Raw genomic sequence first — 14,422 nt, forward strand, 5'->3', positions numbered from 1 at the left:
GCACAGACGTCGGTCTGGGTGTCAGACGCGGAGGATCCTGCGGCAGCGCCGTAGGTGGCGGCGGAATCTTGAAGGCTGTGCATTACATAACCTTATGCGAATGTTCGCAGATAAAGACTTGGAAGAGACTCGCAGCCAGCTGGGACAGATGGCTCAGGTGCGAGGACCAGTCAGGACATTCATCAAGTGCCGCGTTTGCGGTCGTTGTTGTTGGTGGTGGTGGAATTGTTGGCGATGTAGTCGTCACGTCAATCACGCGAGCCGTGGGCATCGGTATCACGTGATTCGACATCGTAAGCGCAGAGTGCGAGTGCGATGTCAGAGGTGCCTGCATGCCAGATGTGTCAGACGATGAGTGGTTCAGGGCGATGGTGCCGGCGACATCCTTGCCGCCGGCGGGTCTTGCGGATCGATTCAGAATCGACGGACTGCGGAGGTGTCGGGATCAGAAATCATAGGTCAGGGTCGCGGTCATGCTGCGCTCGGCACCGTAGTAGCAGAAGCTGGTGTTGTAGCAGGACGCGATGTATTCCTTGTCGAACAGGTTGCTGACGTTGAGCTGTACGCTGGTGCCGCTCCAGCCGATCTGGCTCAGGTCGTAGCCGACCAGGGCATCGACCAGTGCGTAGTTCGGCACCTTCTCGGTGTTCTCGGAATCCGCCCACATGTCGGCGTAGTAGCGCACGCCGAGGCCGGCATTCAGGCCCGTGAGCGGGCCTTCATTGAAGGCGTAGTCACCCCAGACGCTGATCTGGTGCTTGGGCACCTGGTTGGCATCGTTGCCTTCGGTGCCATCTTTCGCCTTGGCATAGGTCACGTCGGTGTAGCTGTAACCGGCCTGCAGCGCGAAGTCGCGGGTCACCTGGGTACGGGCTTCCAGCTCCAGGCCCTGGGACTCGATCTCGCCGTAGGAGGTGTAGTAGCTGTCTTCCGGGTCCTTGGAGGCGACGTTTTCCTGATTGATGCGGAACAGCGAGACGCTGTACTGATCACGCGTGCCGTTGGGCTGGTACTTCATGCCGACTTCGACCTGCTTGCCGGTGGTCGGGTCGAGCAGGTCGCCGTCTTCATCGGTGTAGGAGTTCGGCGAGAAGGACGTGGAGTAGCTGACATAGGGCGAGATGCCGTTGTCGAAGCCGTAGATCAGGCCGATGCGGCCGCTCATCTCGTTGTCGTTCAGCTCGCTGGTGGTGTTGTAGTCACGATCGGTGTTCTTGATGTTGACCCAGTCCTGACGCAGGCCGGCGGCCAGGTTCCAGCGACCCCAGCTGATCTGGTCCTGCAGGTAGACACCGGTCTGGTCCAGCTCACGCTTCTGGTTCTCGGTGGCATAAATGGAGACATCGGCATCGCTGCTGCCGGAGACATCCAGCGTGCTGGCGGTGCCGTATTCCCAGTCCACGTCATTGGTGCGGGTCTGATAGTCGGCGCCGAACAGCAGGGTGTGATCGAAGGCGCCGGTGGAGAAGCGGCTTTCCAGCTGGTTGTCGACGGTCCAGGCGCGCAGGCTTTCCTCGCCGCCGGAGTAGTAGCGGGTCAGCTCGGTGTCCGAGGCCCAGCCATAGGCGTAGACCTGCTCGAGGTCCACATCGGAACGCAGATAGCGGAATTTCTGGCGTGCGGTGACAGCGTCATTGAAGCGGTGCTCGAAGTCGTAACCGAGCATGCGTTCGGTGCGATCGAATTCCTCGTAGTCTTCGTCACCTTCGTAGAAGTCGTTGCCGAGCTTGGTGCCGTTGTAGCTGACCACTGTGCCTTCATAGGGCAGGCCTGAGTGGTAACCGCCTTCCGGGTCCTTCTGGAAGTAGCCCATCAGGGTGACGGTGGTGTCGTCGGTGACATCCATGGTGATCTGCGGCGAGAAGGCGTATCGCTCTTCCTCGACGGAGTCGACCTGGGTGTCCTCGGCGCTGGCGAGGCCGGTCAGGCGGTAGGCGATACGCTGCTCGTCATCCAGCGGGCCGGTGAGGTCGAAGGCTGCGCTGCGTTCGTTGTCATCGCCGACGGTGAAGCGGACCTGGCCGGAGTCCTGGAACTCGGGGCGCTTGGACTGCATCGCGACCAGGCCACCCGGCGAGGAGCGTCCGTAGAGGACGGAGGACGGCCCTTTCACCACCTCGATGCTGTCGAGGAAGTAGGGGTCGATGGTCATCGAGCTGTAGGAGCCCGAGTCACCCATCAGCTTCAGGCCATCCAGGAAGGTGTTGCTGACACTGCCATCGGAGAAGCCACGAAGTACCAGATAGTCATAGCGGTTGGAGGCACCGATCTGGTTGGTGAAGACGCCCGGCGTGTAATCCGCGGCACGCTGTACCGTTTCGACGGCGCGCTTGTCGATATCGTCGCGCGTGATGGTGGAGACGGCCTGGGGGGTTTCCAGATAGCCGGTGTCGGTCTTGGTAGCCGCTGTGGTGGTCACCGTCATGGTGTCGAGGGTCTCGTCCTGAGACTCACGGTGGTCGGCCGCCATGGCCTGACCGGCAAAGGGCAGGCCAAGGCCAATCGCCAGTGCCAGAGGGTGCCTGGGCAGGGTCATCAGCAGGGAGCGAGTGGCTTTATGTGTGGCGGAGTCTTTCATGAGCGCGGTGTTCCATCCGGAATGATTTATATAGGAATGATTCTTGTTCGTCGTTTTATCCTCTGGGTAGACGTTCAGATGACAGCTTTCTGAACCATGAATGAGAATTATTTTTATCATTATCTTATGTCGTGGCGTCATGAGGGCTGACCATCGCCGTCAGGTGTGCCCTCGTTGGCTGACGCAGGCCGTCATCCTCGGCGGCTACCGGCACAAAAAAACCGCCCCGTGGGGCGGTTCTGGTGACGCGCTGTGCGGAAAGTTACTGGTCGACCATCTCGCCCTGCAGCGTGACGGGAATGTCGCCTACCAGCTTGCCGTAGCCCAGCAGGTTGAGCAGCGTGCTGCCGATCTGATTTCTGGCGACTTCTGCACTGTCCAGAGAGATTGGGTCGGCGTTGATGAAGGTCAGGTGGGTGGCATCCTGACGGGTGACCTTCAGCGGCAGGATCTCGCGGTGGGTACGGTTGCCATCGGTGGCCGAGAAGGGCACCTGCATGCGCGTCGTCTGGCCGGGCTCCAGCGCCGCGATGGCCAGCGGGTCAAGATTCAGGGTCAGCGTGGCCAGGCGCATCTGGCTGACGCCGGACAGCCACGGCGGCAGCTCGCCGACCTTGTCGAGCAGATCGGTCTGTCCGACGCTCAAGGGAATGCTCATCTTGCCATCATCTCCCACGGTGCCGCTCAGGCCATTGAGGTGATGCACGTGCTCCACGTTGCCCTGGCTGCCCTGCGCGGTCAGCGTCGCGGTGGCGCCGCTGCTGTCGGGTACCAGCTGCCAGGCGGCCTGGGTCGGCAGGCTGACACCGATACCACTCATGGCGAAGGCCAGTGCAGCGGCCTTGATCGGGGCGCTGAAGCGGCCTCCGTTGGTCGTGCCGGTGAGTCGGCTGGCGGGTTGGCCGGTCGAGCGGCGCGCAAGCGTGCGGCTCAGGGCGCGGGTCCAGCGAGAGAAAGGCAATGACATGTCATGACTCCTGATGGCCAGGGGCTTGATCGGGCGAGGCCCGCCATGAGCGCCTGGAAAAGATTCGATGCTGCAATGGCACCTTGGACAGACGGCGGCGCCAAGGGTTCGCGGCACTCGTCGCAGACAACAAGGCTGATGGGGGAGGACCAACGCACATCTCGCGTCGCAACCGGGAGTGGGAAATCGCTATGTTGTTGAGTTTTCGGGCTTTCCCGAGGCTCATGCTTTCGCTATCATATGCGCGCTGCATGGGCCCATAGCTCAGTTGGTTAGAGCACTCGACTCATAATCGATTGGTCGCAGGTTCAAGTCCTGCTGGGCCCACCATGCATGCCTTCCAGTGGGGTTTCATTCAGCTGATGCTCGAAAGCTCCAGTGCCCCGACAAGTCGCCAATGGCGGCTTTTTTTGCCTGCCATTCCGGCTTCTCTGGCTGTTCTTTCTCTTCTTTCTTTCTCTTCTTTCCCTTCTTCCCCCATCAGTGCATCAATGGCGTGATTTCTCGTGGTCCTGAACCACGAAAGCCCCATGCCGTGGGGCATGAGGCGTTTTCCTCTGCATTGATGCGGATCATCCGATTCAGGTGATCTCTTGCAGGGTCGCTATCACTGAGTCTCTTCTTCCATTTTCTGCTCAGTGTCATTGGCGGCACCGCTGATGGCGTTGCCGGCGGTGGTCAGCGCATTGGCAGTCGCCTGACGAGTGTCCTGCCATGCGCTGGCAGCAGTGTTCTTGGTTTCATCCCAGGCCGCTGCGGCGCTCTTGCGCGTGTCCTGCCACCAGTCAGTGGTGTAGTTCGGCTGCTGCTCGAACTCGCTCATATCCATGTCGAGGTGGATGCGGTATTCCAGGGCGTCCGGATCATCGCCCTGCTCGGTCTCGAGGGTGAACTTGCCCGTTTCCACGACGTACTGGTTCTCGTCCAGCCCCATGGAGTCATCGCTTTCGATGACCAGAGCGGCAACCTGCATGTTGTCGTCAAGCAGGATGTCCTCGACTTCACCGACCGCATTGCTGTCATCGTTGTGAAGGTAGACATCGGCATCCATCAATTCATCTGCGGAGTAGAGCCCCTGCGGACTGGCCATGGCCATGCTGGTAGTGGACAGCAGCGTGGTCGCGGTGATCGCACCCAGAATCTGTTTACGGTTCAGCTTGCTCATGCAGTACTCCTTGCGTGTTGAATCGGTACTTCTGGTCTGGTCCATCGAGCGCTTCCTTCTCGCTCGTGGCGCAAATGATTCGCCAGAACCATGACCTTACCCACTGAGATCCTGACGAGACCGACAAGTTTCAAGGGGGTGAAAGAAAAACTTGTACGAGAATTTCTCTGTCTGTCACATGCAAGGTGTAATGGAGCCCTGTACCTGTCACGAATAGGGCGCCCGCACACTGTCAGCAGGGGCCTGATGAAGGGGGCGAGTGGAGGATGCGAGCAGAGAGGTGAGGTGCTGAAGGGGGGGGGCAAGGTCCGCTCTGTACGATGCAAAAAGTCGAAAAAGACATCTGTTTGTGCCGAAATCAGTGCGTTTTCGAGGCTTTTCTGCTCGCTGGCTGGCTTCCTGAAGAGTGGAGCAAGATGTTTTACACGTCAGATGAGGCTTTTTGTAGCGAAGTGTTACACAGTTTCTGTGGGGCGCTATCATGCCACAGCGGGCACATGGTGAGAGGTAAACGCTTGATCAGCGCACACGTAAATGCCTGCCAATTCCTCTACGCTAGCTGTACAGTTACGTTTTGATACGCGTTAAAACTTGTACAAATACTTGTAAGTGTCTAACTTTGTATTTGTCGAAGCACGGCGGGGTAGGCGGGAGATTTCCTGATACGACATTGATGGAGCTGCAGAGCCGCTTTTTCAATCCCCTGTCAGGTTGCCGCAAATTTTCACATCGTCATGCCGCCCGCTCCACCGGTTTCGAGCACATGTTTTTCATCATGGATCCAATGGAGGGCATCGAGATGAACACAGTACGCAAGGTTCCCATGGAGTGTTCACGCTGTGGCAGCAACCGGGTTCACCTCGAAGATTCCCCGGCAGATGATGACATCGTCAGTTGTGCCGAATGTGATGAGTTTCTGGGTGTCTGGTTCATGTTGCGTGATCGCCTTGAAGTCAGTGCACGCAAGCGAGCTGCGATTGACCCGGCTCTTATGGCGCAGAAGGTGGTCCAGCAGTTGGACGCCCCGACCTGAAGCAAGTGCCTGCAAGGCCAGTGTTCGCCAGTGTTCGTGAGGGCGCACAAGAGTTTTTTACCCCAGTGTCAGCAGTTTGTCGTTCTGTCTCGGTCAATCGAGACTTGACGTCTGGCACTGTAGGTTGAGTAGAGATTTCCGTGATACCGCTGACGACTGTTCAGCGTCCTGGTTGACCTGCGACGAGCCGCGTTGCTTCCGCGATAGGTCGTGTTCTGCCTGAGAGTGTTTTCCCGGCCTTTGGTCGGGATTTTTTTGGGCTCAAGCCCATCAATACCCGTCTTACGCCCGTCCGAAGAGTGGTGTGGCAGACATTCCTTGATCTGGTATGCGTTTGATCTGCGTCATTCGCGAGGTGTTATCAGACTGTAAGATAGTGCTGTCAGACTCTTGCCGGTCGCGCGGCCATGAAGAGTGTTTCGCGCTCTGTGCGATAGCTTTCGCAGCCGTGAGCGAAGAGGCTGACCAGCGATAAATTGTGGCATCTAACCAAAAGTGCAATGGAGCCTGTTGCTATCTGTCTCCATCATGCGCACGCAAAATGAGCCACGTCTTGATGTTTCCTGTACTGAGAACCTGGTCATGACATCGTCATCTTTTGCGTCGAAAAGGAGTTCGCGCATGTTTACCCCATCAGTCCCGACCCGTAATGGGCCTCAGTGTCCCGAATGCAACGAAGCGCTGGATTGGCCTGCCCGTGATCTGCCGGATGATCACATCCTCAAGTGCCCCAACGGCCATGCGTTGTGTTCGATGGGCGATTTTCGCCTGGCGGCACGTGAGATGGCGCTGCAGGAAGAGTTCCGCCTGACGCGTGATGGCGCCAGGTCACACGGCCAGCATCGTGTGCCGGAGCGCCCCGTCGCGCGCATGTCCAACACCGCAAGTCACGGCACCAGCCATGAGTCGCTTGCCGGCAGCATCAGCGCCGCGTGACATCTGTCTGTTCGCGCCTGCCCCTCAAGCCCCGGGCACCGTGTCGGGGCTTTGCGTCTGAGCGCAGTGCCTGGGCGCGGTAGCTCGGTGAGCTAGCTCGAGCCGAATGGCGAGCGACTCCTGGCCAGCGGGGTTGCATGCCGTGTGAGTGGCCCCATGTCTTGGGGAGCCGCCAATCGATCAGCTTCAAGGTGAGCGGCCCAGACACCGAACAGGAGAATGCTTCATGTCAGATCTTTCCGAGGAACTGCGTATTCCCAAGCCGTGCCCGGACTGTGGTAGCCAGCGAGTCCGCGTCTCGCAGGTCCATAATCCCGACGACAAGGTGTTCTGTGCATCCTGCGGTACCTACATCTGTCTGTATGCCGATGTGGCCAAGATGCGTGAGGAGGGCACGAGCAGCGAAACGGAAGAGCTGCTGGAGCAGGCCTCCAACAAGGGCATCAAGAAGTGACCTGATCCCCGGCTGAGACACCGACAAACGAAAAGGCCCCCACCGTATGGTGAGGGGCCTTTTCGTTTGTCGTGCGTGTTTCCTGTCAGGCGCAGACCCTGTGCTTGAGGGCCCGCGCCTGGGTTCGCGTCTAGCTCTCGTCACCCTGACTCGGGGTGGAGGCCTTGGCGATGGCGCCAGTGTTGTCGGCGGCTTCCAGCTTGGCCAGCATGTTCTCTGACTGACGCTTGAAGTTGGCGAGCGCCTTGCCGGACAGAGACTTGTTGTTCGGCAGCTGAACGCGCATGGGATCGACCTGGCGGTTGTTGACCATCACCTCATAGTGCAGGTGCGGGCCGGTGGAGCGGCCGGTGTTGCCTGACAGGGCGATCTTCTCACCCATGGTCACGCGCTCGCCTTTCTTGACCAGCGGACGTGACAGGTGCAGATAACGGGTCTTGTAGCCGTTGTCCATGCGCAGCACCAGATAGCGACCGGCCAGCGGGTGGTTGCCGACCAGCTCGACGACGCCATCCGCGGTGGAAAGCACCGGCGTGCCGGTACGCACCGCGAAGTCAGTGCCCTTGTGCGGGCTGATGCGTCCGGTCACAGGGTGGCGACGGCTCAGGTTGAACGGCGAGCTGATGCGCGCCTTGTGCGCCAGCGGGTAGCGATTGAAGGCCGGGTCGAGGCCCTTGCCATCAGGGGTGTAGTAGCGGCCATCGCTGCTGTTGCGCACCACGGTCAGTGACTTGCGAGAACCTTCGTAGCGTGCGGCGAGGATGCGGGAATCCATGCTGGTACCGTCGATCATGTCGGACTCGACCAGTACCTGGAACTTGTCACCCTTGCGCGTATCGCGTCGGAAATCGATCTTCTTGCCCAGCACCTGGGTCAGCTGGCTGACTTCCGCGACGCCCAGGCCAGTGGATTCCGCTGACAGGGAGAAGCTGCCACTGACCGTACCGGCGAACATGCGCTGAGTGGCCTGGGTCGCCTTCTCTATCTTGGCGACATTGAAGCTTTCACCGCCGGTCTCACGCTTGACCATGAAGCCGCGACGCGCGTCCTTCATGATGCGCAGCGCCAGCAGGTTGCCGTCTTCATCCAGCTTGTAATCGAAGCTGTCGCCGATGCGCCAATGCGTCAGCACGCGCTTGTCAGGCAGCGCCTTGAGGATGCGCGTGGTTTCGCTGTAGCCAAGGCCCAGCGAGCGCTCCGCCATCACGGCGAAGGTATCACCGGCCTGCACGGTATAGGTCTGCCACTCGGGCACATAGACTTCCTCGACCGCCAGCTCGGTCTGCAGCGTCGGGCTTTCGCCGAGCTCGACCGGGTCGACGGAGAGGTCGTCATAGGAGGTGCCGCCGGCCTGTTCGTCGGTCGCGGTGCCGATGACGGCTTCCGCGGTCTTCACTGCCGCCGGCGCCAGTGCCACGATCGGGGCTGCCGTCTGGCTGTCAGGGTGATAGTTGGCATCCGTCAGCAGTGTCGGCATGTCGAAATCGATGGCGACGATCTCGCTGGGCGTCAGCGCTGCCAGCGGAATGTCACCGGAGGCCGAGCTGGCCGCTGTCTGATTGGCGAGCTGCGCCGGGCTCAGAGGAGACTGAGTGTCGTCGGCGGCAGCAATTGCCAGCGGCAGCTTGGCCGGGGTGCTGGAATTTGCACTGGCCAGATCGATGGCGATGGACTGTGATGTCTTGGAGACATCAGGAGCATCGAATGTTTCGAGAAGCTTGTGAGCACCCAGCACGGTAACCATGGTGGCAACAGGTAAAAGAAGATACTTGTGCGCGCGAGGGAGCGAATGAAGAATTCGCAGCATATGTGACCGATAAAGTTATGTGAAATGAAAAGATGGCAACAATGAGGCATTCGAACCTTAACCAAGGTTCCCATCGTTCGATAGGCTGGACGCATATCCAGTATGAGTAATTCAACCCTGTTTAGATCATTGACGACGCAGTTGGCGGTACCGGCAACATGAGGTCTGGCGAAAATAGCGCCATTTTTGCTTAGGAAACGCTGTTCAGGCAGTAAATCCTGCTTGGTGTTAAATTTTGTAAAGTTAAGCAAAATAGCGTATTTGTCCTCCTGCATTTCAGAGGATGCCGTCCTGATGTCCGAGGATTGCGACCAGATGTCGGGAGTCTGACAGCACAGAATGCTCTTTTGCTTCCGTCGGGTTGCAGTATCAGGTGTCTGGTTTTTTGCGTCTGGCATGTCAGGATTGCCCCGTGCATTCCCGTACGTTCTGCAAGAGGAATCCCGATGTCGTCACGCGTGACACTGGCTCAGTGGCAGATGCTGGCCGCCGTGGTGGACCACGGCAGCTTCGCGCGTGCGGCGGCCGCGATCCACAAGAGTCCCTCGACCCTGAATCACGCCGTGCATCGTCTCGAGACCTTGCTGGGCGTGCAGGTGCTGGAGCCGGTCGGGCGCAATGTCCGGCTGACCGAGGCGGGTGAATTGCTGCTGCGCCGGGCGCGTCAGCTGATCGAGAATGCGCGGGCACTCGAGGATGTGGCCGATGCGTTGTCGGCAGGCATGGAGAGCGAGATCGCCATCGCGGTGGATCAGCTGTTTCCGTCGGATGTGCTGGCACGGGCGCTGGAAGCCTTCTCGACGGCCTACCCTCAGGTGCGTGTCCAGCTGCACGAGACGACGCTGACCGGCGGGCGCGAGCTGTTCGAGGAGAAGGAAGCGGACCTGTTGATCAGCGGCCTGATGCTGGATGACCATCTCGGCACCCCGTTGCTGCGTGAAACCTTCATCGCCGTAGCGGCGCCGGGGCACCCGCTGCATGCCCTCGGGCGTCCGCTGGATCTGCGTGACCTCGTGCAGCATCGCCAGCTGGTGGTACGCGACAGCAGCCGTTCCAGCGGCATGGATGCCGGCTGGCTCAAGGCCGAGGCGCGCTGGACGGTGAGCCACTTGGCCACGTCAGTCGATCTTGCCGAACGCGGACTGGGCTTCGCCTGGTTGCCCCGCACCCGCATGAGCGAGGCTCTGGCTCGGGGGCGGCTGTTGCCACTGCCGCTGGCCAATGGCGGCGAGCGCGAAGTGTCGCTGATGCTCTATCTGTCGGACGATGATCGCGCGGGCCCTGCCGTCCGGGCGATGAAGGCGCAGCTGCACGCTGCCGTCGAGCGGGATGCCAGCGAGCGGCGTTCCTGAACGGCGTGAGGGCTTGAGAAAAGCGCGTGACGTGATCGTTCGAGACACTCGATCGTTGCCACGCAGTGAATTCGCTTGCGCTGTCGCGCTTGGCTCTTAGGCTGGGGGCATCCCCTCAAGCCATACAAGGAGCGTGCAAGATGGGCTTACTGGTCGACGGCAAGTGGCAGGATCGCTGGTATGACACCGACAGCACCGGCGGTGAATTCAAGCGCGAGAGCGCGCGGCTCAGGGATTGGGTCGTGGCGCCCGATGCCACGCTCGAGGGGCCGCAGGGACAAGCGGCCGTGCCCGCCAGCGCAGACCGTTTCCATCTTTACGTCTCGTTGGCCTGCCCCTGGGCGCATCGCGCGCTGATCATGCGCTCTCTCAAGGGGCTCAAGCCGCTGATCGGCATGTCCTGCACCAGCCCATTGATGCTTGAACATGGCTGGAGCTACCTCGAGGAAGAAGGCTCCAGCGGTGATCCGATCAATGGCGTGCGCTATCACCACCAGCTCTACACCCTGACCGACCCGCACTACACCGGCCGTGTCACCGTGCCGGCACTGTGGGACAAGCAGACCGGTCGCATCGTCAACAACGAGTCGGCGGAGCTGGTGCGCATCTTCAATGACGCCTTCGATTCGCTGACCGGCAATGATCTGGATTTCTATCCAGAGGACCTGCGCGGCGAGATCGATGCCATCAATGCCGAGGTCTATGACAAGGTCAACAATGGTGTCTACAAGACCGGATTCGCCACGCGGCAGGAGGTCTACGAGCGTCACTTCACGGCGCTGTTCGAGTGCCTGGATTTACTGGAGCGTCGGCTGGCCGACTCGCGCTACCTCACCGGTGAGTGGCTGACCGAAGCGGACATCCGGCTCTTCACTAGCCTGGTGCGCTTCGACGTCGTCTATCACGGTCACTTCAAGTGCAACCAGCGCCGCATCAGCGACTATCTCAATCTCGCCAACTACCTGCGTGAACTCTACCAGTGGCCGGGTATCGCCGAGACCTGCCACTTCGATCACATCAAGACCCACTACTACGGCAGCCAGCTGGCCGTGAATCCGACCGGCATCGTGCCCATCGGCCCGGCGCTGGACCTTGAGGCGCCCCATGATCGTGAGCGCCTGACGGGACAGGGCATCCGCCGTCACGCCTGACGAAAGTCTCCCGGATTCCTGCCGTTGCCTCCGGCGCGGGTCAGGCGCCCGGTCTCGGACGTCTGGCCTTCGCCAGCCAGCGATCCAGAGCGTTGCCGAAGTCGCGCTGCTCGCGCTGGCCATAGGCGGACGGGCCGCCGGTATGCTCACCGCTGGAGCGCATGCTTTCCATGAAATCGCGCATCTGGACCTTGGCGCGGATATTGTTGGCATCCAGCGTCTCGCCACGGCTGGTCATCACCAGCGCGCCTTTCTCGATCGCTTCCAGCGCCAGTGGCAGGTCGGAGGTGATCACCATGTCGCCGCGACGTGCACGCTCGACGATCAACTGATCCGCCGCATCCGCGCCGGCCGGCACCGACAGTGCCTTGACGTGCGCGGAGCGGGGCAGGGGAACCTGGTGATTGGCCACGAACCAGGTGGGCGTCGCGGTGCGTTCCGCGGCGCGCACCAGGATGTCGCGCGCGGCGCGCGGACAGGCGTCGGCGTCGACCCACAGCGTGGCGAGGGGCTCGCTCGAGTCAGTGCTGGCGGGGGCTTGCGTATCAGTCATGCCGTCTCCTGTCAGAGAATGATGGGCGAGGGCGCGCCGCGCCGATGAGCGTCAGGCTTGCGACCAAGGTCAAAAGAAAGGATGCAGAATGCGCGAGGGACTGCTAGAATGCCAGCTCCTCGCATGTAGTGACCCACCATCCTGAGTAGCCGAGCCCGACGTGATCGCCGTTTCTTGTGGCCATCAGCCGGTATTTCGCGCCTCCCGGACCGCGTGGCGTAGCTTGCCCCAGCCATCCGTGACCCCTCGATTCGATCGATGTCCGGCCGCCGCGATGCAAGACCCGTCCCTGTCCACAGTGTGCATGATGGAGCGCCCCGAGACTCTGAGTAGAAGAGCCTCTGGTTGCTGTACGGTCGCCGCAGCGTTGTGCCTGAAAGTGGAAATGCGTCCATCTTCAGAGCAACCCGGGCCCGTCCATGCCAAGACGTCCAGCACTCGTACGTTTTTTCTGATGATGCCAGCGCCTCGTGCCTGATCGCATCGCCAGACGGAGCCCTTACGCTTCGTGTCGGTTCAACCCGACCCATTCTTCAGCTGCAAGCTTCACTTGCAGCCATTTAGGTGTGAGATATACATGACCACGACTTCCGTCGTCGATCGCTTCAGCGATCTTGCCCTGCTGCCTGCCGTCCTGACCTCTCTCGAGAAGCTGGGCTACGAAACGCCGTCCCCCATCCAGGGCCAGACCATCCCGAGCCTGCTCGAAGGCCGTGACATGATCGGCCAGGCCCAGACCGGCACCGGCAAGACTGCGGCCTTCGCTCTGCCGCTGCTGACCCGCCTGGACCTCGACCGCCGTGAACCGCAGGTTCTCGTGCTGGCTCCGACCCGTGAGCTGGCCCAGCAGGTCGCCGTCAACTTCACTCGCTACGGTCAGTTCATGCGTGGCCTGGAAGTGGCCACTCTCTGCGGTGGTCAGGACTACCGCGAGCAGATGCGTAGCCTCAAGAGCGGCGCCCAGATCGTCGTCGGTACTCCGGGTCGTGTCATCGACCACCTGGACCGCAAGAGCCTGAAGCTTGACGGCCTGTCCGCACTGGTGCTGGACGAAGCCGACGAGATGCTGCGCATGGGCTTCATCGATGACGTCAAGCGCGTCGTCGCCGATACCCCGAAGGAAGCGCAGCGTGTCTTCTTCTCCGCGACCCTGCCGGCCGAGATCGAGCGTATCGTCAACCGTTACCTGGTTGATCCGGTCAAGGTGACCATCAAGTCCGAGTCCAAGACTGCTTCCACCATCGAGCAGATGATGGTGCGTGTCGAAGGCGGCGCGAAGCTGGAAGCCCTTTCCCGTCTGCTGGAAGTCGAGACCGTCGATGCGGCCATCGTCTTCGTGCGCACTCGTGCGGCCTGTACCACTGTCGTCGAGCAGCTGATCGCTCGCGGTATCTCCGCGGCGGCACTGTCCGGTGATCTGGACCAGTCCCTGCGTGAGCGCACCGTGACTCGCCTGAAGCGTGGCAAGGTCGACGTGCTGGTCGCCACCGACGTCGCTGCTCGTGGTCTGGACGTGGCGCGCATCACCCACGTCATCAACTACGACCTGCCGGGTGACAGCGAAGCCTTCGTTCACCGTACCGGTCGTACCGGCCGTGCCGGTCGTGAAGGTCGTGCCATCACCTTCGTCAGCGGTCGCGAGATGCGCAAGGTCCGCTGGATGGAGCAGGCCCTTGGTCAGCGCATCACCGAACGCCAGCTGCCGAGCGAAGACGAGATCCGTGCTCACCGTGACGCGGCCTTCCGCGCTCGCGTCGTCGAGGCCCTGGGCAGCAGCTCCAACGGTCATCGCGCGCTGGTCCAGAGCCTGATCGAGGAAGGTCACGATCCGGTCGAGCTGGCCGCTGTCTTCGTCAAGATGGCGCGTGCCGGAGAGACGCCGATCCAGTCCCTGCCGAAGCCGGGCGCGCGTCGCAACGAGCGTTCCGAGCGTGGTGAGCGTCCGGAGCGTGGTGAGCGTCGCAACTCTGCCCCGGTCGCCCGGGAAGGCATGAAACTGTACCGCGTGGCCGTCGGTCACCGCGACGGGGTCAAGCCGGGCCAGCTGGTTGGCGCCCTGGCCAACGAAGGTGGCATCGAAGGTTCACGCATCGGTCGCATCGACATCCGCAACACGCACAGTGTCGTGGAACTGCCGAGCGGTCTGCCGACCAGCATCGTGTCCAAGATGGCGCGTGCTCGCGTCGCCGGTCGCCCGCTGGAGCTGTCTGAAGATGGCGGCCGCCCGCAGCGTCGTGAAGGTGGCAACGACGATCGTCGTCGCGCCTGATCAGGCCTGAGTCGGGCCAGCACTGATCGCAGTGTTGGCCACGGCTCCTGAAAAGACCGGTACCTCTCACGAGGTGCCGGTTTTTTTGTGCCTGGACGAAAGGCATCCCCGGTGCTGGTATCCTGTCGTGACATGGCGGTGGCGCCTTCACCGTCGA

At 61.1% G+C, this 14,422-nt stretch carries 12 protein-coding genes and 1 tRNA gene; 7 read left to right on the forward strand and 6 right to left on the reverse strand.

Annotated features, from left to right (window positions below):
• Positions 1–445 precede the first annotated feature (445 nt).
• Both FLM52_02390 and FLM52_02395 read right to left on the reverse strand, forming a co-directional pair.
• Complete coding sequence (locus tag FLM52_02390) at positions 446–2,536, reverse strand: TonB-dependent siderophore receptor (GenBank protein NVN54654.1); 2,091 nt, start codon at positions 2,534–2,536, stop codon at positions 446–448.
• A gap of 304 nt (positions 2,537–2,840) precedes the next feature.
• The gene (locus tag FLM52_02395) at positions 2,841–3,545 is read right to left on the reverse strand and encodes a hypothetical protein (GenBank protein ID NVN54655.1); all 705 of its coding nucleotides are present in this window, start codon (positions 3,543–3,545) and stop codon (positions 2,841–2,843) included.
• Between the two features lie 253 nt (positions 3,546–3,798).
• On the opposite strand from FLM52_02395, the gene FLM52_02400 reads away from it, so the two are divergent.
• Positions 3,799–3,875 (forward strand) — tRNA-Met (locus FLM52_02400).
• A gap of 25 nt (positions 3,876–3,900) precedes the next feature.
• On the opposite strand, the gene FLM52_02405 is transcribed toward FLM52_02400, so the two are convergent.
• Together FLM52_02405 and FLM52_02410 are read right to left on the reverse strand one after the other, a co-directional pair.
• Positions 3,901–4,089 carry a hypothetical protein gene (locus tag FLM52_02405; protein ID NVN54656.1) on the reverse strand — a complete coding sequence of 63 codons (189 nt, stop codon included), beginning with the start codon at positions 4,087–4,089 and terminating at the stop codon, positions 3,901–3,903.
• A 63-nt stretch (positions 4,090–4,152) separates the two neighbouring features.
• Positions 4,153–4,710 carry a PRC-barrel domain containing protein gene (locus tag FLM52_02410; GenBank protein NVN54657.1) on the reverse strand — a complete coding sequence of 186 codons (558 nt, stop codon included), beginning with the start codon at positions 4,708–4,710 and terminating at the stop codon, positions 4,153–4,155.
• A gap of 670 nt (positions 4,711–5,380) precedes the next feature.
• On the opposite strand from FLM52_02410, the gene FLM52_02415 reads away from it, so the two are divergent.
• The 3 genes from FLM52_02415 to FLM52_02425 all read left to right on the forward strand — a co-directional run bounded on the left by FLM52_02415 (position 5,381) and on the right by FLM52_02425 (position 7,133).
• Positions 5,381–5,743 carry a hypothetical protein gene (locus FLM52_02415; protein NVN54658.1) on the forward strand — a complete coding sequence of 121 codons (363 nt, stop codon included), beginning with the start codon at positions 5,381–5,383 and terminating at the stop codon, positions 5,741–5,743.
• A gap of 621 nt (positions 5,744–6,364) precedes the next feature.
• Positions 6,365–6,679, forward strand: a complete 315-nt coding sequence (locus FLM52_02420) for a hypothetical protein (protein ID NVN54659.1) — start codon at positions 6,365–6,367, stop codon at positions 6,677–6,679.
• Between the two features lie 226 nt (positions 6,680–6,905).
• Positions 6,906–7,133: a hypothetical protein gene (locus tag FLM52_02425; GenBank protein NVN54660.1), complete on the forward strand. Its 228-nt coding sequence runs from the start codon at positions 6,906–6,908 to the stop codon at positions 7,131–7,133.
• Between the two features lie 130 nt (positions 7,134–7,263).
• Here the strand turns inward: FLM52_02425 and FLM52_02430 are convergent, their stop codons facing one another.
• Complete coding sequence (locus tag FLM52_02430; GenBank protein ID NVN54661.1) at positions 7,264–8,940, reverse strand: peptidoglycan DD-metalloendopeptidase family protein; 1,677 nt, start codon at positions 8,938–8,940, stop codon at positions 7,264–7,266.
• 446 nt (positions 8,941–9,386) lie between these two features.
• On the opposite strand from FLM52_02430, the gene FLM52_02435 reads away from it, so the two are divergent.
• A complete protein-coding gene (locus FLM52_02435) occupies positions 9,387–10,292 on the forward strand; it encodes a LysR family transcriptional regulator (GenBank protein NVN54662.1) in 906 nt (301 codons plus the stop codon).
• 140 nt (positions 10,293–10,432) lie between these two features.
• Positions 10,433–11,443, forward strand: coding sequence for a glutathione S-transferase family protein (locus FLM52_02440; GenBank protein NVN54663.1), 1,011 nt, complete (start codon positions 10,433–10,435; stop codon positions 11,441–11,443).
• Positions 11,444–11,483: 40 nt separating this feature from the next.
• Here the strand turns inward: FLM52_02440 and FLM52_02445 are convergent, their stop codons facing one another.
• On the reverse strand, positions 11,484–11,996 hold the full coding sequence (locus tag FLM52_02445) for a YaiI/YqxD family protein (protein NVN54664.1): 513 nt from the start codon (positions 11,994–11,996) through the stop codon (positions 11,484–11,486).
• Between the two features lie 577 nt (positions 11,997–12,573).
• Between FLM52_02445 and FLM52_02450 the strand changes: the two genes are divergently transcribed.
• The gene (locus FLM52_02450; protein NVN54665.1) at positions 12,574–14,265 is read left to right on the forward strand and encodes a DEAD/DEAH box helicase; all 1,692 of its coding nucleotides are present in this window, start codon (positions 12,574–12,576) and stop codon (positions 14,263–14,265) included.
• Positions 14,266–14,422: the final 157 nt, after the last annotated feature.

It is taken from the genome of bacterium Scap17, from assembly GCA_013376735.1.
GTDB lineage: Bacteria > Pseudomonadota > Gammaproteobacteria > Pseudomonadales > Halomonadaceae > Cobetia.

Excerpts from the sequence above, each read along its gene's own strand:
- FLM52_02390 (NVN54654.1), bottom strand. The coding sequence starts at position 2,536 with ATGACCCTGCCCAGGCACCCTCTGGCACTGGCGATTGGCCTTGGCCTG.
- FLM52_02395 (NVN54655.1), bottom strand. The coding sequence starts at position 3,545 with ATGTCATTGCCTTTCTCTCGCTGGACCCGCGCCCTGAGCCGCACGCTT.
- FLM52_02405 (NVN54656.1), bottom strand. The coding sequence starts at position 4,089 with ATGCCCCACGGCATGGGGCTTTCGTGGTTCAGGACCACGAGAAATCAC.
- FLM52_02410 (NVN54657.1), bottom strand. The coding sequence starts at position 4,710 with ATGAGCAAGCTGAACCGTAAACAGATTCTGGGTGCGATCACCGCGACC.
- FLM52_02420 (NVN54659.1), top strand. The coding sequence starts at position 6,365 with ATGTTTACCCCATCAGTCCCGACCCGTAATGGGCCTCAGTGTCCCGAA.
- FLM52_02425 (NVN54660.1), top strand. The coding sequence starts at position 6,906 with ATGTCAGATCTTTCCGAGGAACTGCGTATTCCCAAGCCGTGCCCGGAC.
- FLM52_02430 (NVN54661.1), bottom strand. The coding sequence starts at position 8,940 with ATGCTGCGAATTCTTCATTCGCTCCCTCGCGCGCACAAGTATCTTCTT.
- FLM52_02435 (NVN54662.1), top strand. The coding sequence starts at position 9,387 with ATGTCGTCACGCGTGACACTGGCTCAGTGGCAGATGCTGGCCGCCGTG.
- FLM52_02440 (NVN54663.1), top strand. The coding sequence starts at position 10,433 with ATGGGCTTACTGGTCGACGGCAAGTGGCAGGATCGCTGGTATGACACC.
- FLM52_02445 (NVN54664.1), bottom strand. The coding sequence starts at position 11,996 with ATGACTGATACGCAAGCCCCCGCCAGCACTGACTCGAGCGAGCCCCTC.
- FLM52_02450 (NVN54665.1), top strand. The coding sequence starts at position 12,574 with ATGACCACGACTTCCGTCGTCGATCGCTTCAGCGATCTTGCCCTGCTG.